The following is a 21,950-nucleotide window of genomic DNA, read 5'->3' as shown; positions in this document are numbered from 1 at the left end:
TCACAGGTTCCGGAGCGCGGGCAGGAGCTTGGCCTCGGCCCATTCGAGGAACGGCTCCTGGTGGTCGCCGCCGATCTGGACCAGGGCGACCTCGGTGAAGCCCGCGTCCGCGTAGGGGCGTACGGCCTCGACGAAGGCGTCCACGTCGTCGCCGCACGGGATGGCGTCGGCGACGTCCTGCGGGCGGGTGTGCTGTGCGGCCTGGTCGAATCCGGCCGGTCCCGGGAGCTCGGCGTTGACCTTCCAGCCGCCGAGCGCCCAGCGGAACTGGTCGTGGGCGCGGGCCACCGCTGCGTCGCGGTCGGGGTCGTAGCAGACGGGGAGCTGGCCGACGCGCGGTTTGCCCGCGCCGCCGTGGGCGTCGAAGAGTCGCAGCAGCTCCGGTTTCGGCTCCGTGGCGATCACGAGGTCGCCGTACCGGCCCGCGACCTCGCAGGAACGGGGCCCCGACACGGCGATCCCGATCGGGGGCGGTGCGTCGGGGAGGTCCCACAGCTTGGCGTTCTCCACGTCGAAGTGCGCCCCGTGATGGCTCACGTACTCTCCGGTGAACATCCGCCGGATGATGTCGGCGGCTTCCTCCAGCATCTCCAGCCGTACGTGGGCGGCGGGCCATCCGGAGCCGACGATGTGCTCGTTCAACCGCTCCCCCGAGCCGAGTCCCAGCCGGAACCGGCCCTCGGAGAGGATCTGCACCGTGGCCGCCTTCTGCGCCACGACCGCGGGGTGGTAGCGGAAGGTCGGACAGGTCACGTACGTCATGAGCGGGATCCGTGACGTGGCCTGGGCGGCGGCGCCGAGCACGCTCCAGGCGTACGGCGCGTGTCCCTGCGACTCCAGCCAGGGGAAGGAGTGGTCGGAGATCACGGAGAAGTCGAACCCCGCCCGCTCCGCACCCACCACATGGGAGACCAGCTCGCGCGGGCCGGCCTGCTCGGTCATCATCGTGTACCCGATTTGCACCATGTGCAGCGCCTAGCCGCCATCGGCCCGCGTGAAACCTTCCGGGGTCGGGAGCCTCCGGACGGCGCAGCGCCGACGCCGGTCCGCGGCGGCGCGGCGGACGGGGGTCCACCGGTATCCGTCTCAATATGCGAGAGCAATTCCAAGCCATCCGGTGAATACCCGCGAACCCATTGCGCCGCGCGGCCCGCCGGGCGGTTCGGCGCGCCGTTACCCGGGCCGTCCCACAGCGCGGACAAGAGCGCCCGAATGGAGGGCGACGCGCAGACGTCCAGCCTGCCACGGCCGGACCGCGAAAGCCGCGGACCGTCCTTTCCGGACACCCTGCGGGGGCGTGCGCCGTCCGGACCGACGGGGCTCCCCGTAGACCACCGGGGCTCGGCGGAGCCACTGGAGAACGGGCCAATACCCACCAGGAGGGCCCGCATTGACGGTCAATCACCCCAACAGGCCCGGTGATACGATCATCGCACTTGCGGAGCGGCGGATGGACTTTCGACGACATCTCCGACCACGGCGACCATCCGGACGGTGCCCCCGGTACGGATGGTCAGCCGGTCCACCCGCATTGACGGAATGCAGCACCTGGCCGTCAGTCGCCTGAAGAGAGTCTTATGACGTCTTACATACAGAACCCAGTAATCTGGGCGCTTCTCGTCGCCGTCATCGGCGCGGTCTCCGTCATTGTTCGCCAGCGCAGGGCAGCGCGGGCTTTTAGGCGCGAGATCGAAGAGATGAAAGCCCACTACACCCAGCTGGAGAACAGCTTCTCGAAATCCGTCGAGTCCGAGAAGGAGCAGGCGCAGGACGCGACGAAATCGGTCCTCAAGTCCGCGATGCGGACGCTCCAGGGTCTCGCCGCGGAGCAGCAGTCGGTCATCTCCGGTCTGCAGACCAAATACGGCGAGTCCGTCATTCTCCAGGACCTCCTGGAGATCGACCACACGAACTCGCAGTTCGGACGGCGTGCCCAGTCCATCGCCGTCCTGTGCGACGGCTGGCTCGGGCGGCAGCGCGAGGTCGCCTCGGTCTACGACGTCGTGCGCAGCGCGCAGGGCCGGATCCGCCACTTCCGACGGGTGGAGATCCTCTCGCAGGTCGACTTCGGAATCACCAACCGGGCCGTGGAACCCGTGGCGCTGGCTCTCGCCGAGCTGCTCGACAACGCCACCAGCTATTCCAGCCCGGACACCGTGGTCGAAATCAACATCCGCACCGTGCCCAAGGGCATCTGCATCGTCGTCGACGACGCCGGTGTCAGCATGAACGACGAGGAGCGGGCCAAGGCCGAAAAGCTCCTGTCGAGCGAGCGGGTATCGGGCGTTTCCGGACTGGGCAGTCCCCCGCAGTTCGGCTTCGCGGTGATCGGCGTGCTCTGCGAGCGCTTCGGCTTCGAGGTGTCCGTGGACTCCAACTCACCCTACGGAGGGGTCCGTGCCGTCCTCCTGCTGCCGCACGAACTGCTCACCGCCATGCCGGTGAAGAGGGCCCCGGCGCCGGCGGTCCCCGCCTCCGCGGCGGAGCCGGCCGGACCGCAGTCCGCGCTGACGACGTCCTCGACCGTCGACGGCCTTCCGCGGCGCAGCCGCAAGCGGCCGATGGCGATCGTGCCCGGCAGCGCATCGGGCACGCCGTCGGCGAACCGCTCCGAAGCGGAAGCCGCAGCGATCATGGGCGCCTTCCAACGGGGTACGGAGATCGGACGGGCCACCCGCCCGGACTCGGCGAACCCGTCGAGCAGCACACGTGATGCGAGCAGCGAAGGACATGAGGTCTCGTGAACAACGATCTGTCATGGATGCTGGACAGCGCCCTGGAGATACCCGGGGCGCTGCACGCGGTCCTGGTCTCCGCCGATGGTCTGCTGATGGCCCGGACGAAGGACTTCCACAAGGACAACGCCGACACGGTCGCAGCCGCGATGAGCGGCGTGCAGTCGCTCAGCCGCTCGCTCGGGTTCTTCATCGAGAGCGGCCAGTTGCAGTGGCGCCAGACGCTCGTCGAGTTCGACGGCGGCTGGGTCTTCCTGATATCCGCCGGGGAGGGCGCATATCTCGGAGTCTCCGCCTCGCCCGACGTCGACATGCAGGACATCACGTTCCGGATGCAGCAGCTCGTCGGACAGCTGGGCAAGGCGCTGACGACGCCGCCGCGCGAGAACCTCGGCGTCCGCTCATGAACGGCTTCGACGAGCTGGAGCCCGAGACCGCGGAATTAGTGCGTCCGTACGTCATCACCAAGGGCCGCGGGCTGCCCGACGAGGAGAAGCTGTCCCTCATCACCCTCGTGACCGCGGCGGGCGACCAGCACCAGCGGCCGACGCAGCTGTCCCCGGAGGAGCAGGGCCTGCTGGACCTGTGCGCCGCCGGCTTCCTCTCGGTCGCCGAGATCGCGGGGCACACCCGGCTGCCCATGGGCGTGGTGAAGATCCTGCTGTCCGCCCTGACGGAGGGCGGATACCTCATCACCCGCCCTCCCGTGCAGCGCGCCCCGCTCACGGACCGACGCATTCTCGAGGAGGTACTGAATGGGCTCCGCACCAAGTTTGGCTGAGCAGGCTTACGTGCACAGCGGCGCGACACAGACCGCCGTGAAGATCCTCGTCGTCGGTCACTTCGCCGTCGGCAAGACCACCCTCATCGGTGCGATATCGGAGATCCCTCCGCTGTCCACCGAGGAGACGATGACGCGCGCCGGCGAGTCGTTCGACGACCTCAAGGGCGTCCGGAGCAAGACCACCACCACGGTGGCCATGGACTTCGGCCGCCTGACCATCAGCGACCGCGTGGTCCTGTACCTCTTCGGAACGCCCGGCCAGCTTCGGTTCGTCCAGATGTGGGAGGACATGGCGCGCGGCGCGCTCGGCGCGCTGGTGCTGGTGGATCCGGAGCGGCTGGCGGACTCGTTCGCCGTGATCGACCTGATCGAGCAGTACGGACTGGACTACGCGATCGCCGTCAACCGCTTCGACGGCACTCCGATCCGGGAGGAGCGGGCGCTGCGCGAGGCCCTGGACCTGCTCGACGACACCCCGGTCGTCACCTGCGACGCGCGCGACCCGAAGTCGTCCGCCGACGCGCTGATCACTCTTGTCCGCTATTTGCTGGACCGCTCTCGCTAGGAACAGACATGGACGCTCAACACACCGCCCCCGTGCCCCCGCCCGGGTGCCCGGCCCACAACAGCGGCGGCCGGGTGCCGCTGCACGGACCGGGGTTCGCGGCCGATCCGCAGGCGTACTACGCCTACATGCGCCACTACGGTCCGACCGCGCCCGTGGAGCTGGCCCCGGGGGTGGAGGCCACCCTCGTGACCGACTATTCGACGGCGCTGCAACTCCTGCAGGACTCCAGCTCGTTCCGCAAGGACGCGCGCCGCTGGCGGGACCTGGCCGAGGGCCGGATCAGCCCGGACAACCCGGCCGTACCGGTACTGGCGTACCGGCCCAACTGCATGTTCAGTGACGGCCCCGAGCACCTGCGGCTGCGGCAGGCGGTCACGGACAGCATGGCCCGGGTCGACTCGCGCAAGCTCAGCCAGAGCACCGCGCAGGTCTCCAACTACCTGATCTCGCAGTTCGGTCCGCGCGGATCGGCCGACCTGCTGGCCGACTACGCCAAGCAGCTGCCGCTGTTCGTGTTCAACGAGCTGTTCGGCTGCCCCGCCGACATCGGCGACCGCGTGCTGTTCGGCATCACGGGCATGTTCGACGGGGTCAACGCGGAGCGGGCCTTCGAGGTGCTGTTCGGCGCCGTCGGTGAGCTGGTGGCCCTCAAGCGCGCCAGGCCGGGCGAGGACGTCACCTCGTGGCTCATGCAGCACGAGGCGAAGCTGACCGACGAGGAGATGGTCCACCAGCTCGCCCTGCTCCTGGTGGCGGGCAACGAACCGCTGCGCAACCTCATCGGCAACACCCTGCACCGGCTGCTCACCCACGACGCGTACGCCCACAAGGGCGGTCTGATCGACGAAGCGATCGACGACACGCTGTGGGAGAACCCGCCGATGCAGAACCTCGCGGCGCACTACCCGGCGGCCGACATGGAGTTCGCCGGGCAGAAGCTGCGGGCGGGAGACCTCGTCCTGGTCAGCTTCGCTGCGGCCAACACCGGGCCGGCGCTGACGGCCGCGCGCCAGGCCGGCAGCAACCGCGCCCACCTGGCGTGGAGCGCGGGCCCGCACGCCTGCCCGTCGAAGGAGCCGGCCCGGCAGATCACTGTCACCGCCATCGAGAACCTGCTGAACCGGCTCCCGGACGTCGAACTCGCCGTCCCGGAGGACAGCCTCGTCTGGCGTCCCGGCCCCTTCAACCGCGGACTGGCCACGCTGCCCGCCCGCTTCACCCAGGTCACCGCGGCGCGCGGAGCCGTTCCGACGGCCCAAGCGGAGGCGCCCGAGCGCACGGATCAGGGTGGCGGGAGGCGTGAACGGGCCGGAATGTGGAGCCAGTTCCTCACCTGGATCACAAAGTGATCCACGCAGCTCCCGTTAACTCGCCCACCACAGCATGAACGTTTCGCCTCAGGGGTAGTGAGCACCGGTTGTTCCATCCTGCTCATGAGGCGAAGGAGGTGTCGTGGACCAGCTGTCCGACGACGCCACGGTCATGCAACCCCCCACCGAACGCGGCACCTCCGGTACCCGCCCCTCCAGGCGGGTATCTTCTTGGGCGCTCCGGAACGGGCCGGGAGGCCCGGCGGCGGGCTCCCGGCCCGTCACCCCGAAACCCCCCGACGGGGAGACCCTCGGCGGCCATACGGCGAGACAGCTGCTGCGACTGTGCGAGGCAGCGGGGTTGAACGGGGCCGACTCCGCGGGCTACGCACGGACGCTGCTCTCGGTGCTGGGCCCCGTCGGCGAGCGGCGGCTCGATCTGCCGCCCCCCGAGCGCTCCTTCCTCTCCGACGACCACACGCCGGTGGAGTTCTCGCTCTCCTTCACGGCGGACGCGGAGCCGACCCTGCGGGTGCTGCTGGAGCCGGGGTACGGCGCCGGCAGCCTGGAGCAGAACGGGCGCACCGGACTGCGGGTCGTACGCGACCTGGCCCGCCGGTGGGGCTTCGACACCACCCGGCTGGACGAGCTGGAGGACCTCTTCTTCCCGCCGGACCCCGAGGGGCCGCTGGCGCTGTGGTGCGCGCTCGAACTGCTTCCCGGCGGCGTGCCCAAGGTCAAGGTGTACCTGAACCCCGCCGCGTCCGGCCCGGAGCGCGCCGCCGCGACCGTGCGGGAGGCGCTGCGCCGGCTCGGGCACCGGCAGGCGTTCGCGTCGCTGCCGGAGGGCGACCGCCACCTCTTCTTCGCCCTGGACCTGGGCGACTGGGAAGAGCCCCGGGTGAAGGTCTACCTCGCGCACCACGACCTGTCGGCTCCGGAGGCTGCGGGCCTGTCCCGCGTGCCCGGCCCGCGCTCCGCGGCCGAGGTCCACAGGTTCTTCGGCATCGCGGCCGGGCACGACCTCGACGTGCCGGAGGTCGCGGCCGACCCGCGGCTCGGCCGCCGGCCCGTCCAGTCCTGCCACGCCTTCACCGAGACGGGAACCGGGCGGCCCAGCGGCTTCACCCTCTACGTCCCGGTCCGCGACTACGCCCCGCACGACGGGGAGGTCCTCGACCGTGCGGTGGCCCTGCTCGGCCGGCACGGCATGGACGCCGCGCCGCTGGTGCGTTCGCTGGCCGCCGTGACCTCCCGGCGGCTTCACGAGGGCGTCGGGCTCATCGCCTACCTCGGTCTCGCCCACCAGCAGGGGCGGCCGGCGCGGGTGACCGCGTACATCTCCTCGGAGGCGTACCGGGTGCGGCCTCCCGTCACCGCGCCGCCCGTACGGCTCGGAGCCGCGGGCTGAGGCCCCGGTGAGGCCCCGGCAGGCGGCTTACGCGTCCTGCAGCTCCCGGAGCTCCCGCAGGTACGGCCCGACGTCGACCTGGATGGAGGCTCCCTCGGTCCGCCCGTAGCGCTCCTCGATGCGGCTCAGGTACGCGTCGATCTCCTCGCGCATGACGTCCGCCGACGGGAGCGACACGTCTGCGTCGACGATCCGGGCCACCCACCGGGACTGGGCTTCCACGAGGCGCGTGATCGATCCCACGGGGCGGATCAGGCCGACGAAGTAGAGGCCGGTCCGGTCGGGTGCGACCACGCGCCGGTAGAGCTCGACCGCCCCCTGCCGCGGGCCCGCCGGACACCCGGCGGGCAGGAAGGGGAACGCCATGCGGAATCCGGTGCAGTAGACGATCGCGTCCGCCTCGGCGGTGGTTCCGTCGGTGAAGCGCACGAGGCCGCCGTCCAGCGAGTCGATCGCGGGGCGCGGGACGACCCCGCCGTGCCGTATCCGGCTGAGGATCTCGTCCGAGATGGTCACGGCCGAGGAGAAGACGGGGTGGTCGGGCTCGGGCAGGCCGTAGTCGGACAGCCGGCCCCGTGCCACGCGCAGGGCCTGCTCGACGAAGAGGCGCTGCTCGGGGAAGGACATCTCGTTCCACCACGGCGCGTCCGCGATCAGGTCCACGGACATGCCGAAGAGCTGCTTGGGCACCACGTGCAGCCCCCGGCGGACGGACAGGAGGGTCTGCGCGGCGTGCCGGGACAGGTCGGCGGCGATGTCCACTCCCGACGCCCCCATCCCGACGACGACGACCCGCTGCCCGGCGAAGTCGCCGCCGTCGTGGAAGTCCATCGAGTGGAGGATGCGGCCGGTGAAGGAGTCGGCGCCCGGCGGCAGCGAACTGGGCAGCGCCGCCTCGGTGTTGTGGCCGGAGGCGACGACCACCCGCTCGAAGCGCCGCTCGGTCTCCGCCCCCCGCGGGTCCCGGCTGGTGACCGTCCAGGTCCCGTCGCCGCCCTGCCGCACGGACAGCACCTCGGTGCGCAGTTCGATGTGCGGCAGCAGCCCGGCCCATTCGGCGAAGGACCGCAGGTAGGCGGCGACATCGCTGTGGCGCGGGTAGAGGGGCAGCTCGGCGGGCATCGGGAAGTCCGCGTACCCGGTGAGCTGTTTGGCGCTGTTCAGGTGCAACGAGCGGTAGGCCGGTCCCCGTTCGCCCGCTCCGGGCTGGCGCCAGATCCCGCCGACGTCCGGTGCCTTCTCCAGGCAGACGAAGTCGATCCCCCTGGCCGACAGGGCGTGTGCGGTCGCCAGGCCGGCCAGGCCGGCCCCGATGACGCACACGGTCGCCGCCGTGGGTACGCCGCCGGCACGCGACCCGTTCAAGGATCCCTCCACAGAACACCCTCCGTCGTCCACACCGGGCGTCGACTTCTTGCGTACGGGTGCCCGGAGGCCTCACCCTACCCACCGCCCCCGAGGGCGAAGGCTCCGAGGTCACCGGCCAACGAGGCTGCGCTTGCGACCACTTCACGACGGGGTGCCCGGACGTCCCCCGTGGGTGGTGGGGGCGGGCAGGGGGTCGGACAAGGGTTTTCCCCCTACCGGGTTCATCTCCGCGTTGCCTACTGTCTGCCCACCGGCGAACCCCCTCTGCTGGAACCCGCGGCCCCACACCACCCCACACCCCGCGTGGAACCGCGACCACCCCCCACCAGGAGGGGAAACCACCGGTACCGCCCCGTCCCGACCGCCGTGCGACGCCCACCCGGGCGGGCGGACGGGACGACACGGCACACGGCGGAGACCGGGACGGGACCGACCACCCCGCCCCGGTCCCCACCGCCACCCGCCACCCGCCACCCGCATCCCGCATCCCGCATCCCGCATCCCGCAGACCACCATCCGGTCCGAGCCCGTGCGGGAGCCCCAACTCCCGTCCATGGGGCAGCTGTAAGGACCACACGAGCGCGCGGGCCTGCCGGTACCTCCCGTACCGGCAGGCCCGCGTGTGGGTTCAGCCCGCGCCGTGCGGTTCCGCCGCTCCCCCGGCATGCGGGGAACGGGGGTGCGGGAGGTCGTACGGCTCGTGCGCGCCGGGTCCGTCGGCCGCGGCTGCCGTGAACGCGGCGAGCGCGCCCACCAGGGGGGCCCGCTGGGCCGGCTCGACCCGCGCGACGACGGCAGCGGTCTCCGCCCGCCGCCGGGCCGTGACCTCGTCCACCAGCCGCAGGCCGGCGTCCGTGGCCGTCAGGGCCGTCTCCCGCCTGTTCTGCGGATTCGGTCTGCGGTCCGCGAGGCCGGCCGCGATGAGCCGGTCGACCATGCGCATGGCGGTCGACGGGGTGACCTCCATCAGTCCCGCGAGGGAGACCAGTTTCACGTGGCCGCGCGCCGCGAGGACGGCGAGCATCCGGTACTGCGCGAGGGTGACCCGGTCGTCCGCGGCGGCCTCCAGGGCCCGGGCCGAGATGGCCTCCAGGAGTCGGGATGCGGTGAGGACGGCGTGGGCCACCTCGTCGACCTCGTCCGCGTCCGGCGCCGGCCGTGCGGGTCGCAACTGCTCGGTCATACCTCTTTGTACCGCCTGTCGGAGCGGAACACCGGGCGTTCCGCTCCGGCTTCCCGCCGCGCACCGGTGCGGACGCGCCGGGGCCGTCGCACCGTGCGGAGCAACGCGTCTGTCCCGTACCGCCGCGGCCAAACGGGGGAACATCCGAATGTCGCGGCTTTCACATCGTAAATCTGGCACAGGGCAAAGACGTTATCGGCTCGTTATATTTGCGCGAGGCAGGGTTAAATATCCCGACAAATAGGCCTCTTCTCCCTCGGTAGCCCGTGATCCGACCCCCTCGGTCGGCGGTTCCGTATAACACGGATCCTTCGCGTGCGGAACCCCGCTCGGGCATGTGCTTCCGGCAGATGATCGGTAGCTTCGGCCCGCATGACCACTGCTCATGCAGACCCGGCCACCCGTTCCCGAACCCCCACCCGCACTCCCGAGACCACGTCCGCCCCCGGATTCCGCGTGGACCGGCCGACCGTCTCCGACGGCCCCGGACTGTGGCGCATCGCCCGCGACGCGAAGACCCTCGACGTCAATTCCCCCTACAGCTACCTGCTGTGGTGCCGCGATTTCGCCGGCATCTCCGCGGTCGCCCGGAACACCGACGGCCGGCCGGTCGGATTCGTCACCGGCTACCTTCGGCCCGACGCCCCGGGCACCCTGCTGATCTGGCAGATCGCCGTCGACGCGTCCGTACGCGGACAGGGCGTCGCCGGCTCCCTCCTCGACCACCTCGCGGAGCGCGTCGCCGCCGAGCACGGGCTCGACGTCCTGGAGACCACCATCAGCCCCGGAAACACCGCGTCGGAGCGGTTGTTCGCGGCCTTCGCCCAGCGCCACGGCGCCCGCGTCACCCGGAAGGTCCTCTTCGCCGCGGAGCACTTCCCCGACGACGCCGGGCATCACGACGCCGAGGTGCTCCACCGCGTCGCGCCCTTGTCCGGCCGCTGACCCCGTACGCACCCCACGCGCCGTGCGCACCGCCGTACGCGCCGTGCGCACCGCCGTACGCGCCCTGCGGACCGCTGCGCGCCCGGCCGGGCCGCCGTACCCACGACGTCACGCACGACCGTCCGACACCCCCCGCGTCACCGACACCGTCCGTGTCACCGGCGCCGAGAGCACAGGAGAGAACCGCTTTGACCACGACAGCACCGGCCCCGACCGTCTTCGACACCGTCGAGTCGGAGGTGCGCAGCTACTGCCGCGCCTGGCCCGTCGTATTCGACCGTGCGCAGGGCAGCCGTCTGCACGACGAGAGCGGCCGCGCCTACCTGGACTTCTTCGCCGGCGCCGGTTCGCTGAACTACGGGCACAACAACCCCGTGCTCAAACGCGCGCTGCTGGAGTACATCGAGCGCGACGGCATCACCCACGCGCTGGACATGTCGACGACCGCCAAGCGCGACTTCCTGGAGACGTTCCACTCCACCGTGCTCGCCCCCAGCGGCCTGCCCTACAAGGTGATGTTCCCCGGCCCCACCGGCACCAACGCCGTCGAAGCGGCGCTGAAGCTGGCGCGCAAGGCCAAGGGCCGGGAGGCGGTCGTCTCCTTCACCAACGCCTTCCACGGCATGTCGCTCGGCTCCCTCGCCGTGACCGGCAACGCCTTCAAGCGCGCCGGGGCCGGTGTTCCGCTGGTGCACAGCACGCCGATGCCCTTCGACAACTACCTCGGGGGCCGGACGCCGGACTTCCTGTGGTTCGAGCGGCTGCTGGAGGACCAGGGGTCCGGCCTCAACAACCCCGCAGCCGTGATCGTGGAGACCGTGCAGGGCGAGGGCGGGGTCAACGTGGCGCGCGCCGAGTGGCTGCGCGGCCTCGCGGACCTGTGCCGCCGCCGGGACATGCTGCTGATCGTCGACGACGTGCAGATGGGCTGCGGCCGCACCGGCGACTTCTTCTCCTTCGAGGAGGCCGGCATCACGCCCGACATCGTCACCGTGTCGAAGTCCATCAGCGGTTACGGACTCCCCATGTCGCTCTGCCTGTTCAAGCCCGAACTCGACATCTGGGAGCCGGGCGAACACAACGGGACCTTCCGCGGCAACAACCCCGCCTTCGTCACGGCGACCGCCGCGCTGGAGACGTACTGGCGCGACGGAGTGCTGCGCGAGCGCACCCGCGTCCAGGGCGCCCGCATCGAGCAGGCGCTCGCCGAGCTCTGCGCCGACCACGAGCGCGACGGCGCCTCCCACCGCGGCCGCGGCATGGTGTGGGGCATCGAGTTCACCCGCAAGGAGCGCGCGGCCGAAGTGTGCCGGAGGGCGTTCGAGCACGGCCTCCTCGTCGAGACCTCCGGCCCCGAGAGCGAGGTGGTCAAGCTGCTCCCGCCGCTCACCGTGTCCGCCGACGAGCTCGACGAGGGCCTCGGCATCCTCGCCCGGTCGGTCCGCGAGACGGCCTGACCCCGCCACCGGGCCGACGCACCACGGCACGGCGTGCACCACAGCACCACGGCACCACAGCACCACCTGACACCAAGGAGGGCCCACCGTGATCGTCCGATCCTTCCAGGACATCGAAGGCACCGACCGCCACGTCAAGGCGGCCTCGGGCACCTGGGAGAGCAAGCGCATCATCCTGGCCAAGGAACGCGTCGGCTTCTCCCTCCACGAGACCGTCCTGTACGCCGGCACCGAGACGTCCATGTGGTACGCGAACCACGTCGAGGCCGTGGTCTGCGTCGCGGGCGAGGCCGAGCTCACCGACGAGGAGACGGGCGAGAAGCACACCATCACGCCCGGCACCGTCTACGTGCTCGACGGCCACGAGCGCCACACCCTGCGCGTCGTCAGCGAGTTCCGCTGCGTGTGCGTCTTCAACCCGCCGGTCACCGGCCGCGAGGACCACGACGAGAACGGCGTGTACCCGCTGCTCACCGAGCCGGACCCGGTCTGACCCGACCGCGTCCGCACCCGAACCGAACGACCGAACCCGAGAGGAGAGGCACGCACCGCCATGACCACTGTCACCGAACGCACCCTGGCCGACCTGTACCCCACCCGGGGCTCCGAGGAAGCCCTCATCGGACGCAAGGACCCCGTCGTGTGGTCCGAACCCGGCACCCCGGGACCGTTCTGGGCGCGCGAACTGGAGGACTTCGAGCGCGACGGCTTCCTCAGCGCCGAGCAGCTGATCGGCCCCGAGGAAGTGGACCGGTACCGGGCCGAGATGAACCGGCTGGTATCGGATCCGGCCGTACGGGCCGACGAGCGCGCCATCGTGGAGCCCGGCTCCGGCGAGGTCCGCTCGGTCTTCGAGGTCCACCGCATCAGCGAGGTGTTCGCGCGGCTGGCCGCCGACCCGCGGATCGTGGACCGGGCCCGGCAGATCCTGGGTTCCGACGTGTACGTCCACCAGTCCCGCATCAACGCCAAGCCGGGCTTCGGCGCGAGCGGCTTCTACTGGCACTCCGACTTCGAGACCTGGCACGCGGAGGACGGCCTGCCGCGGATGCGCACGGTGTCGGTGTCCATCGCCCTCACGCCGAACCACGCGACCAACGGCAGCCTCATGATCATGCCGGGCTCCCACCGGACGTTCCTCGGCTGCGCAGGCGAGACGCCGAAGGACAACTACAAGAAGTCGCTCCAGATGCAGGACGCGGGCACGCCCTCCCCCGAGGCGCTCACCCGCTTCGCCTCGGCGTGCGGCATCCGGCAGTTCACCGGCCCGGCCGGATCCGCGACCTGGTTCGACTGCAACGCGATGCACGGTTCCGGGGACAACATCACGCCCTACCCGCGCAGCAACGTCTTCCTGGTGTTCAACAGCGTGGAGAACCAGCCCGTGAAGCCGTTCGCGGCGCCGGTGCGACGCCCGTCCTTCATCGCCTCGCGCGACGCCACGCCGCTGCGCTGACCGGCCGGGATCCGGCCGCGCCCGGCCGGTGTGGGGGGCGGGCCCGCCCTGCCGCGTGCAGCGCGGGGTGACGGCCGGCGTGCAGACGGCCGCCGTGGAGGCCTCGTACGCGAAGGCCGCGGGAGTACGGGACTCGGCGGTCAGGCTCCTCGCGCCGGCCGGCGAAGGTGAACGGCAACGAGGGGATCGAGGTCCTTGACCCCTTCGTCCCGGTCGTCGACGGCGCCCCCGGTACAGCCCCGGCGGCGCCGTCTTCCGCCCCGGCGCGGCGGGGCTGCGGACCGCGTTCGACGCGGAGCTCGCCAGGATCACCGGGGACCCCGTCCGCCACCTCGGGCTGCCGGGACGCTACGGGTTCACCGAGCGGGAGGTGCCGCCCGTCGCGCTGCGGGCGGCCGACCTCCGCGCCGCGTGAGGGGCGACCGTACATGACCGGTTGCGCCGACGGCGCGGGGCGAGGCCGCCCGTAGGCTGCCTCCCCTCGTATCCAACCGCGGCCCCTGAGCGGGGCCGGAGTCCTGCAGGCCCTACCGGTCGGCGCTGGGAACGGCGAGGGGGTCGCGGGCGCGGTCTTCTTGGCTGCCTCCGCCTGCTCGCCGAGTGCGGTGAGGCGGTTGCGGCCCGTGGAGTCCGCTCCCGAGGGCGAGATGACGGACCGTCTCGGCCATGACCGGCACGAGTCCCGACCGGGGCGGCCCCAAGGCTCCTGACGCCCTGGCATCCCCCATCGGCTGTCAGAACCGCCTGGCAAGATCACAGGTATGACCAGCAGCACCGGAACTCCCGTCCCGCTCCCAGCCAATCACCGCATCTCCGAGACGTACGCCGACTGGGCACGTACTCAGGGGCCGGGTGTCGAATCCGACGCCCGCGACACGCTGGAACGGGCGGGCCGCGGCCGGCACCGGTCCTGGGAGAAGCCCGGCCGGTTCGTGGACGACGCGGAGCGCCTGGCCAGGGGTCTTCCACCAGCCCACCTGCCCTGGTTCTGGGACACCGTCGGGCATTGGATGCTGGAGACACACCGCCGCTCCGCCGCCCGCGTCTACGCGCAAGCGCGCGGCGCCGAGCGCACCCACGGACTGCCGGTCGATCCCGACTGGCGGCGGGCGAATCAGCTGCTGTTCGCCCGGTTCGGCGCCCTGCCCGCGACCGAACTCAGCGGGGCAGCAGCTTGGTTGAGCGGTGTACTCGAACCGGATGACGCGCACCACGAGTTCGTCCGCCTGCTGACCGTCTGGGCGGCATCGCCCGGCGAGCTTCCCGCCGACCTGGCCCGCCGGGTCCGAGACTCGGCCCGTGCGGCCGGACTCGGCGCCGAGGAGGAGGCCCGGGTGTTGGTCGCGCTGCTGGCCGCGGCGCGCGGCAAGGCCGTGCCGGACCGCCTGCTCGACGCGGCCGCCGGCCCGCTCAGCGCCCACCCGCCTGCCGACGAGCAGGCCACCGCCCTCCTCGACCTGTTTCCCGAGTCGAAGAGCGACGCCGCGGCCTGGCTGCGGCTGCTCATCGCCTGCGGCGCCGCCGACGCGGCCGCGGCCGGCCGGATCACCCCGCAGCACGGCCTCGGTGACTGGCTGCGCCGGTACGCCGCCGGCTATTCCCACCGCACGGTCGGCGGCGGCGGGGTGACCCGCCAGCCCATGCCCGCGGAACTCTTCGACCTGGTGAGCCGTTTCGCCCCTCTGCTGCGGGCGGACGGCTCCCCGGTCCGGCTGCACGAGGACCGCTACCGCTGGCCGCATCTGGACGCCGACCTGCTCGATCTCTGCCTCGCCGAGGGCATACCCGTCCACGACCCCGGTGCTGCGATCAGCCTGGAGTTCTGGGGCGACCGCTCTCAGCGCGACCTCAAGGCGCTCGCCGCCGATCCGGTGTTCGGCCCCCGTCTGGAAGGCACCGTGCACGCCGGGCTCCGCACCCGCGGCGGGACCGCCATCAGCCGGCTCCCGCACAATCCGGGCATCACCGCCGAGGTACACGCCCGCGTGGAGAAGCTGCTCGAAGCCCTGCGCGGAGGTGGCCTCGCTGCCGCGGACGAGGCCGTCGACGAGCTGCACGGCCTTCTCGACCGGCCCACCGCCATCGCCTTGGACGGCATCGAGGAAGCCCTCGACGCGCTCGACCTCGCCGGCCCGCTGGCGCGCGCCCTGCGGGCCGGGCTCCCCGAGGAGCTGGGCTGGCCCGCCTTGGACCAGGCCCTCGCCGGGTTCCGGCCCGACGAAACCGTGCACGTCACCTGCACCTGGCCGGTGCTCACCGTGTACGGGGAGACCCGCGCCCTCGCCGTCGACCACGCGGGGCTGCGCGCGGAACACACCCTGGAACTGCCCGAGGGCTCACTCGGCCACACCGTGCACTGGGTGGGCGGACAGTTCCTCGTCGGCTGGAACGAGCAGCACAAGGACAACTCCTCCACCACCGCCTACTGGTCCGACCGCCCCGGTGAAAGGTTCGAACCGGAGCACACGTACGGACTGCGCCCCTACGGTGGCAGCATCCAGGGCGGCCTCGGCTACCAGTTCGAAACCCCGGACGGTGACGGCCGGTTCGACGGCGAGCGCGTCCTGCGGGCCGGCGGCCGTGAGGGCATCGGCCACCGCGACTACCAGATGAACGACGGTCACGACTTCTGGAGCACCGAGGTGTTCAGCGAGCGCCGCGACGGCTGGAACCGCCTCGACCCGGCCACCGGTCTTCCCACCGCCGACCGCACCCTGCCCGCCTTCCACGACCCCGCCGGATCCCCGCCCGGTACGAAGCCCTTCCCCGACCACCGGATCCTCGCCGCACTGCCGACCGGCGCCCCTCCCTCTCCGCTCGGCCAGGACGGCGCACTCACCGGCTGCCGGGTCGACTACCGCACGCCGTACGCGGGTCCCTCGCCCCGCGAGTTCGTGCTGGAGTCCATCGACGGCCGTACCGCCTCCTACCGCAGCCACACCTGGGGCCGCCGCCCGTGGGGAATCCTCGCCCTGCCGCTCGGCGGTGAGGACGCCGTCCTGGCCGGCGGGACCACCATCCGCAGCCACGCCGCCGCCGACAACTCGCTGCTCTGGCAGGTCCAGGGCTTCCCCGGTAGCCGCGACAGGTCCCGGTGCCGCGCCACCCTGGGCGAACTGGCCGGGCCGGTGCCGCCACCCGCCTTCTGGCATTTCCTCACCCCCCGCGACGAGCCTTCGTCCCGCGTCCTGCGGACGGTCACCGACGCCGCGGTGGGCGAGCTGCTGCACCGGGGCGCCGGGAGCGCCCTGCCCGGAGTGACCGACCCGCGGGTCCAGGAGGGCGTGGACCGCGCCGTCCGGCTCGCCGCCGACGTGCTGCGTCGGCGGCGGGAGCTGTCCCACCGGGTCGCCGTCATGCGGGCCGGGCCGGTCGTCGACCTGCCCGACCCGGCGCCGGACAACCGCCTCGTCCCGGCCCTCCACGGCCTGCTGCCCCAGCTGCGCGGCTACGAGGAACGGCAGCCGCAGCCACAGCCCGCCCTCCTCACCTCGGTCGCCGCCGACGGCCGGTACCTGCGCGGCGAGATCGACGACGAAGTGCGGGTGCTCGCCCTGCCCGCGCCGCCCTCCGAGTGGGCGGTGCTGACCGGCCGTATCGATGCCGTGGCCTGGCGGACCGTCGTCGCGGCCACCCCTGACCAGCAGCGACAGGCGCTCACGGCGCTCCTCGGCGTATGGAGTCGGCAGCCGTTCGCGAAGGCCGGCAGCTCTTGGCGGACCGGCCGGGCCCCGCAGCAGCGGATCGCCGAACTGCGCAAGGACGGTTTCGCCGTGGCCTCCGGGCCGGACCGCAGCGGCCTCGCTCCCTTCCTCCAGCGAGCAGCCGATCCGGTGCCCGCCGATGCCGAGGAGTGCGCCACGCACACCGTCGGCGCCGACGACACCACCCGGCTTCCCCGCCTGCTGGCCCTGCTCGCCGGACAGGGCCCGCTGCCGGTGCCCGAGGAGGCCGTGGACCTGTTCCGCTGGCGCACCGGGGTGCCGCGCCCGATCGCGGCCCTGGTCCTCGACGGATTCGCAGGCAGCGACGACTACGGTGCGCACCGCAAGCTGGTCCGCTCCAAGCCGTACAAGGCCGACCAGAACACCCTCTACGCGTACGACGAGTTCCGGCGACGGCTCGGGCCCGCCGGCCGACGCACCGTGCTCGCCGCTGCTCTGCCCGGCGACCCGGCGGAACTCTGGGCCCCCGGCGGGATGACCGCTGCCGCCGACCGCATGGCCGCCTCCTGGACCCAGTTGCTGGGCAGTACCCCGTACACCGACGACGGCAGCCACGCCGCCGCGCTCGCCGCGGACCACGGGCTCCCGGAGGCCTGGGCCACGGCCCTGCTCACCGGCCGCCTCCAGGAGCCTCTGGAGGCCGACGGCGTACGGACCGCCGCCACAGCCGTCACCTGGGCACTGGCCGAGCGCCCGGTTGCGGACCCTGCCGCGCAGGGTGCCCGTGTTCTGATCGGCCAGCTCACGGACCTGCCTGCCGGCCTGCCCGCCGCTCTGCTCGCCGCTCTGCGCAGGCTGGCAGAGCGGTCCGCCACCACCCCCGTGCCGCCGGGCCAATACGAGAGCAACCCGCTGTTCAGCGTCCCGGACCTGGTGGACGAGGTGGCGGAGGCTCTTGGTGTCGGCCGCGACGCAGCCGCCCTCCAGCTCCAGCTCCACGCATTCGACCGCCCGACCGACCGCACGGTCCGCCGCTGGAACTCGTGGTCCGTCGGTCACCACCGCTCCGTGCGCAAGGAGCTGACCACTGCGAAGGCCCCGCGTCCCGCGCCCGCCGCCCTGGCAGAGGCCTCCGTTGCGGTCCCGGCGCCCGCGCACGAGCTGTTCGCCCGCGCCTGGGCGGACGGTGCGGCACGGCCCGGGAAGAAGGCGTGACGCTGCTGGACACGCCCCACGCAAACACGGCTTCGGGCTTTTGACCAGGACGCCATGGCGAGGGCTCAGTCCCTGCTCCCGCCGTTCCCGCTCCCGGCGCCGTGTGGATGGGGGTCGGCGCCCTGGCCGCCGCCCTCATCGGCACCCGAGCCACGCGCCGCATCCTCCAGCAGCGCCGCCGGCCCGGCCGTCGGATCCCCATGCCTACCGGCAGCGCCGCCGCAACCGAACGGGGCCTACGCGCAGCCCAGCACCCCGCCGGTAGAAACCACGCGCCTGCGACACCACCCCAGGTCGTCGGTGAGGCCTGCAGCGGAACGGTGCCTCCGGCCCCGGGCCCCGACCGTCTGGCCCTCGCTGGTGCGCCCCTCCAACGCCGGGTATCAGCTGCTGAGGTCGTACACGCCCCACGCTGTGGACGGCTCGGCCTGGACGTAGATCCTGCTTCCTCGGCCGATGGCGCGTCGGTGGCCCGGGGCGGTGCCATCGGGCAGGGTGAGCAGGCCGGCGTCCGTTGGCTCGACCGATGATTCGGTGAGCTTGCCGCGAGTGAGACGGTCCTGCTCCTCGCCGTAGCCGCCGTAGAACGCCACCTGATCTCCGTGAACGGCCACTGCTGTGGCGCCTCGTACCTGGTTTGCCCAGACCCTCACCGACCGTTCGGGTCGGTCGGGGCGTATTTCGACGAGGGGGAAGTCCGTGTAGGTACAGGCCCAGGCGGTCGTGCCCGACACGTTCAGGGCGTAGCAGTCGAAGAGACCGGGGATGTCGGCACCGTCCGACGTCCACAGGGGGTGACCTGTCGTGCTCCAGCGGCGGATGCCGGACGGGTTCTCGTCGAAGTGCCCAACCCAGATGCTGCCGGCCTCGTCCACGAGCAGGTGCTCGATGGCGTCTCCGACGGAGAAGGACGAGGTCTCCCGGCCCAGCGCGTCGAAGACCTGGACCTGGTTCCCGTCCTCGTACCGACGGGCGCGAGACGCAGCGACGATGAAGCCGCCGTCGGGCAGGCGGTCCAGGCGCGGCCAGCGGGCCCGCACGGCGCTCAGCTCTGTGAGTTCGGCGTCGCCGCCCGGATCAACCGACACGACCAGGGCATCGAAGAGCAGCACACCGCCGCCTGGCTGGGGAGCGTGTTCGGTGAGCAGCCAGTGGGCGACACCGAACACGTCGACGGTACTGGTCAAGACGTGGTGGTCGTGGTGCGCTCGCGGGAGATGAGCGTAGGGAGTCAGGGCGGTCTTCTGCACGGGCGGGCTCTCCTGGGTGGGCGGTCACGGCCCCGGACGCTGCGGTGTGCACCGGGTGGCGCGCGTGCGGCAGAGAAGGGAGCGGCGCGCCTGGACGGCATGGCCCTTTCTGGCCGTCATGAGGTGATCATCGTCGACGTCCCACCTCGCGACAAACCCTTTCGCCGAGCGGCCCCTCGTGGAGTCAGGGGCATACGGCACCCTCATGGACTCGACGAGACGCGGGTGCCACCAGCGGCGGGTGACCTCGACCTTCATCTTGGTCGAATCCTTCACGTACCGCTCGATCGCGCTGATCTTGTCGTGCTGTACACGTTGGTGCGCCAGCCCTTAGGCCATCCAGGTCGATCCGCAGTCCTCTCCGCGCGCAGCGTGTTGTTCTACGAACGGATGTCAATCAGGAAGGCCGTTCGATAACCAGCCCAGCCGGCCTGGAACGGCCGAGGCTACGTCTGCCCGGTTGCCGCTGGCAGGTTGTGCCATGCATGCCCGCAGGCGCCGTTGCAGTACCTCTCGCGGCGGCGAGTGTCAGCAACGGCGAACACGGAAACGAGAACCCGGAACGCCTTGACGTGTTCCGCGGAGGGCAGGCCCGCAAACCCGTAGCGGGGCGGGTCCATGCAGATCATGACCGAGGGGTTGGCCGTGGGCTTCACACCAGACCGCGCCACCCCCGCACGGCCGTCCGCAGCTGTAATGTGCGCCTGCATCGCATAGCCAGCGACTTCCTGCAGAACCATCTGCTGGCGTGGCGGGGCGAGATCGGCGAACCAGCTCACACCAGCGTCCACCGAGCGGAGCTTCTGGGCGATCTCGTTGACGACCCGCTCGGTCTCGCGCCGGAAAGGGCGGCTGTCGTCGCTGCTCCGCTCAGTCATCGCCGAATGATTGCACGACGCTGATTCCGGGAGAAGGCCGGCACCAGCACCAGCACCAGCACCCGACACAGCACGGACGACCTCAGCCCTCGTGGCCTCCGGCCATCAAGCGGGGAGCGAAGAGCAGCACTGGCCGATGTCACAGATCCTCATCACAGTCGACCTCTTCGCGACCGGCAGCAGGTCCGCATCCTTCCGGCGAGGTGTCGGGGTCGCGTGTACCTGATGGTCTGGAAGGGGCGGCTGCCCCCTGGTATCGGTGGCGGCGATGATCCGGGCCCCGCGCTCCGCGGCGGTGTTCTTACCCGCGGCCGGGTCTCCTTCTTCCCCACCTCGCCCGCCCCGAGCTGGGCGCGGAGGTGCTGGACGTGCTGCGCGACGTGGCCCGGAGCACGGACATCACCATGCTGTGCGTGACGCACGAGACGGGCATCGCCCGGGAGATCTCCGACCGGGTCCTCATGTTCGACCACGGCCGCGTCCTGGAGGCGGGCCCCCGGCGCGCGCCTTCGACGCCCCGGCCCACGCCCGCACGGAGGGGTTACTGCACGTCACCCCGTGACGCGCCCGGTCCAGGCGCGCGCGAGCGTGCCGGCCGGCGGAGCCGGGGATCCGGCGAGGAGAAGAGCGGCCGGGCCCGTCCTGGGTCGTGCGGCCGGCCCGACCTTGACGCTCAACCGTGGCATTAAAGTGACGGTATGAGTGCCAGGCCGACCACGCGTCCCGGGGCACGGCGGGGAGGCGCCCGGCCCGGAGACCGCGATGGACCGGGCGGTCGCGCCGATGACATGGCCGGCCGGCGCCCCCGGCCACCTTCACCCTCGTGTTCGCAGGAGAACTCCCGTGTCCCACTGGCAGATCGGCGACATCGCCGTCCACCGCGTCGACGAGCTCCCCCTCCCCCCGGCCACCGGCCCCTGGCTGCTGCCCGGCGCGACCCCCGAGGTGGTGGCGGGAGTCGAGTGGCTCGCACCGTCGTTCGCCGGTCCCGACCACCTGCTCCGGCTGGCCGTGCACACCTTCGCGCTGGAGATCGGCGGGCTGCGCGTCCTGGTCGACACCGGCATCGGCAACGGGAAGACCCGTGCCAACCCGGCCTGGAACCAGCTCGACACCCGGTACCTGGAGCGGCTGACGGCCGCCGGTTTCGCTCCGGAGAGCGTCGACCTCGTGATCCTCACCCACCTCCACGCGGACCACGTGGGGTGGAACACTCGCCCGGGGGCGGACGGTTCCTGGCAGCCCACGTTCCCCCGCGCCCGCTACGTGACCGCGGCCGCCGAAGATGCCTACTGGTCGCGGGTGGACATGGACGCGAGCCGGCGCCAGATGCTGGACGACTCCGTCGAGCCGGTGCGCGCGCACGGCCTGCTCGACCTGGTGGACGTGGCGGAGGGGGGTACGGAGCTCCTGCCCGGACTGACCCTCGTTGCCACCCCCGGGCACACGCCGGGGCAGGTCGCCGTCGTACTGGACAGCGGTGGCCGGCGCGCGGTCATCACCGGCGACTGCATCCACCACCCGGTGCAGCTCGCCGACCCCGCCCTCTGCAGCTGCGTCGACACGGACCCGGAGGCCGCCGTGCGCACCAGGACCCGGCTCCTCACCGAACTCGCCGGTACGGACACCCTGTTGCTGGGCAGCCACTTCCCGTCGCCGACCGCCGGTCTGGTACGGCGCGACGGGGACGCCTTCCGGCTCGTCCCCGCGACCGCACCCCGCTGA

General features: G+C 71.9%; 17 protein-coding genes and 1 pseudogene. 13 read left to right on the top strand and 5 right to left on the bottom strand.

Annotation, left to right across the window (positions count from 1 at the left end):
- Complete coding sequence (locus ACZ6S8_RS32235) at positions 1 to 966, bottom strand: LLM class F420-dependent oxidoreductase (RefSeq protein WP_469460974.1); 966 nt, start codon at positions 964 to 966, stop codon at positions 1 to 3.
- A 611-nt stretch (positions 967 to 1,577) separates the two neighbouring features.
- On the opposite strand from ACZ6S8_RS32235, the gene ACZ6S8_RS32230 reads away from it, so the two are divergent.
- The 6 genes from ACZ6S8_RS32230 to ACZ6S8_RS32205 all read left to right on the top strand — a co-directional run bounded on the left by ACZ6S8_RS32230 (position 1,578) and on the right by ACZ6S8_RS32205 (position 6,808).
- On the top strand, positions 1,578 to 2,744 hold the full coding sequence (locus tag ACZ6S8_RS32230; protein ID WP_469460973.1) for an ATP-binding protein: 1,167 nt from the start codon (positions 1,578 to 1,580) through the stop codon (positions 2,742 to 2,744).
- Positions 2,741 to 3,142, top strand: a complete 402-nt coding sequence (locus tag ACZ6S8_RS32225; protein ID WP_383932434.1) for a roadblock/LC7 domain-containing protein — start codon at positions 2,741 to 2,743, stop codon at positions 3,140 to 3,142. Before ACZ6S8_RS32230 ends, ACZ6S8_RS32225 begins: the two co-directional genes overlap by 4 nt.
- On the top strand, positions 3,139 to 3,516 hold the full coding sequence (locus tag ACZ6S8_RS32220; RefSeq protein WP_469460972.1) for a DUF742 domain-containing protein: 378 nt from the start codon (positions 3,139 to 3,141) through the stop codon (positions 3,514 to 3,516). The genes ACZ6S8_RS32225 and ACZ6S8_RS32220 overlap by 4 nt, the downstream gene beginning before the upstream one ends.
- The gene (locus ACZ6S8_RS32215; protein ID WP_469460971.1) at positions 3,491 to 4,084 is read left to right on the top strand and encodes a GTP-binding protein; all 594 of its coding nucleotides are present in this window, start codon (positions 3,491 to 3,493) and stop codon (positions 4,082 to 4,084) included. Before ACZ6S8_RS32220 ends, ACZ6S8_RS32215 begins: the two co-directional genes overlap by 26 nt.
- An 8-nt stretch (positions 4,085 to 4,092) precedes the next feature.
- Positions 4,093 to 5,436: a cytochrome P450 gene (locus ACZ6S8_RS32210; protein WP_469460970.1), complete on the top strand. Its 1,344-nt coding sequence runs from the start codon at positions 4,093 to 4,095 to the stop codon at positions 5,434 to 5,436.
- 133 nt (positions 5,437 to 5,569) lie between these two features.
- Complete coding sequence (locus ACZ6S8_RS32205) at positions 5,570 to 6,808, top strand: DMATS family aromatic prenyltransferase (RefSeq protein ID WP_469461037.1); 1,239 nt, start codon at positions 5,570 to 5,572, stop codon at positions 6,806 to 6,808.
- 27 nt (positions 6,809 to 6,835) lie between these two features.
- Here the strand turns inward: ACZ6S8_RS32205 and ACZ6S8_RS32200 are convergent, their stop codons facing one another.
- Positions 6,836 to 8,173 (bottom strand): flavin-containing monooxygenase, encoded by a 1,338-nt coding sequence (locus ACZ6S8_RS32200; RefSeq protein ID WP_469460969.1) that lies wholly within the window; start codon positions 8,171 to 8,173, stop codon positions 6,836 to 6,838.
- Between the two features lie 631 nt (positions 8,174 to 8,804).
- The gene (locus ACZ6S8_RS32195) at positions 8,805 to 9,359 is read right to left on the bottom strand and encodes a MarR family winged helix-turn-helix transcriptional regulator (RefSeq protein WP_469460968.1); all 555 of its coding nucleotides are present in this window, start codon (positions 9,357 to 9,359) and stop codon (positions 8,805 to 8,807) included.
- A gap of 372 nt (positions 9,360 to 9,731) precedes the next feature.
- Between ACZ6S8_RS32195 and ectA the strand changes: the two genes are divergently transcribed.
- From ectA to ACZ6S8_RS32170, 5 genes are all read left to right on the top strand, one after another.
- Positions 9,732 to 10,304, top strand: coding sequence for a diaminobutyrate acetyltransferase (gene ectA, locus ACZ6S8_RS32190; protein ID WP_469460967.1), 573 nt, complete (start codon positions 9,732 to 9,734; stop codon positions 10,302 to 10,304).
- A gap of 188 nt (positions 10,305 to 10,492) precedes the next feature.
- The gene (gene ectB / locus ACZ6S8_RS32185; protein WP_469460966.1) at positions 10,493 to 11,761 is read left to right on the top strand and encodes a diaminobutyrate--2-oxoglutarate transaminase; all 1,269 of its coding nucleotides are present in this window, start codon (positions 10,493 to 10,495) and stop codon (positions 11,759 to 11,761) included.
- An 88-nt stretch (positions 11,762 to 11,849) separates the two neighbouring features.
- On the top strand, positions 11,850 to 12,254 hold the full coding sequence (locus tag ACZ6S8_RS32180) for an ectoine synthase (protein ID WP_469460965.1): 405 nt from the start codon (positions 11,850 to 11,852) through the stop codon (positions 12,252 to 12,254).
- 60 nt (positions 12,255 to 12,314) lie between these two features.
- Positions 12,315 to 13,217 (top strand): ectoine hydroxylase, encoded by a 903-nt coding sequence (gene thpD, locus ACZ6S8_RS32175; RefSeq protein ID WP_469460964.1) that lies wholly within the window; start codon positions 12,315 to 12,317, stop codon positions 13,215 to 13,217.
- A 761-nt stretch (positions 13,218 to 13,978) separates the two neighbouring features.
- Positions 13,979 to 18,097, top strand: a complete 4,119-nt coding sequence (locus ACZ6S8_RS32170) for a hypothetical protein (protein ID WP_469460963.1) — start codon at positions 13,979 to 13,981, stop codon at positions 18,095 to 18,097.
- 383 nt (positions 18,098 to 18,480) lie between these two features.
- Here ACZ6S8_RS32170 and ACZ6S8_RS32165 read toward each other — a convergent pair whose 3' ends face one another.
- Positions 18,481 to 19,284, bottom strand: coding sequence for a hypothetical protein (locus ACZ6S8_RS32165; protein ID WP_469460962.1), 804 nt, complete (start codon positions 19,282 to 19,284; stop codon positions 18,481 to 18,483).
- Positions 19,285 to 19,793: 509 nt separating this feature from the next.
- Positions 19,794 to 20,225, bottom strand: a complete 432-nt coding sequence (locus tag ACZ6S8_RS32160) for a DUF5958 family protein (RefSeq protein ID WP_469460961.1) — start codon at positions 20,223 to 20,225, stop codon at positions 19,794 to 19,796.
- 341 nt (positions 20,226 to 20,566) lie between these two features.
- On the opposite strand from ACZ6S8_RS32160, the pseudogene ACZ6S8_RS32155 reads away from it, so the two are divergent.
- Positions 20,567 to 20,787: pseudogene (locus ACZ6S8_RS32155) on the top strand (L-cystine ABC transporter ATP-binding protein YecC); the annotation flags it as partial.
- Between the two features lie 221 nt (positions 20,788 to 21,008).
- The gene (locus tag ACZ6S8_RS32150) at positions 21,009 to 21,950 is read left to right on the top strand and encodes an MBL fold metallo-hydrolase (RefSeq protein WP_469461035.1); all 942 of its coding nucleotides are present in this window, start codon (positions 21,009 to 21,011) and stop codon (positions 21,948 to 21,950) included.

Source organism: Streptomyces sp. NPDC048461 (genome assembly GCF_055587105.1).
This window is presented reverse-complemented; position numbering and strand designations above follow the sequence as displayed.

Coding starts and splice junctions, on each gene's coding strand:
- ACZ6S8_RS32210 (WP_469460970.1), top strand. CDS start 4,093: ATGGACGCTCAACACACCGCCCCCGTGCCCCCGCCCGGGTGCCCGGCC.
- ACZ6S8_RS32195 (WP_469460968.1), bottom strand. CDS start 9,359: ATGACCGAGCAGTTGCGACCCGCACGGCCGGCGCCGGACGCGGACGAG.
- ACZ6S8_RS32170 (WP_469460963.1), top strand. CDS start 13,979: ATGACCAGCAGCACCGGAACTCCCGTCCCGCTCCCAGCCAATCACCGC.
- ACZ6S8_RS32150 (WP_469461035.1), top strand. CDS start 21,009: ATGACATGGCCGGCCGGCGCCCCCGGCCACCTTCACCCTCGTGTTCGC.
- ectA (WP_469460967.1), top strand. CDS start 9,732: ATGACCACTGCTCATGCAGACCCGGCCACCCGTTCCCGAACCCCCACC.
- ACZ6S8_RS32160 (WP_469460961.1), bottom strand. CDS start 20,225: ATGACTGAGCGGAGCAGCGACGACAGCCGCCCTTTCCGGCGCGAGACC.
- thpD (WP_469460964.1), top strand. CDS start 12,315: ATGACCACTGTCACCGAACGCACCCTGGCCGACCTGTACCCCACCCGG.
- ACZ6S8_RS32220 (WP_469460972.1), top strand. CDS start 3,139: ATGAACGGCTTCGACGAGCTGGAGCCCGAGACCGCGGAATTAGTGCGT.
- ACZ6S8_RS32215 (WP_469460971.1), top strand. CDS start 3,491: ATGGGCTCCGCACCAAGTTTGGCTGAGCAGGCTTACGTGCACAGCGGC.
- ACZ6S8_RS32205 (WP_469461037.1), top strand. CDS start 5,570: ATGCAACCCCCCACCGAACGCGGCACCTCCGGTACCCGCCCCTCCAGG.
- ACZ6S8_RS32235 (WP_469460974.1), bottom strand. CDS start 966: ATGGTGCAAATCGGGTACACGATGATGACCGAGCAGGCCGGCCCGCGC.
- ACZ6S8_RS32230 (WP_469460973.1), top strand. CDS start 1,578: ATGACGTCTTACATACAGAACCCAGTAATCTGGGCGCTTCTCGTCGCC.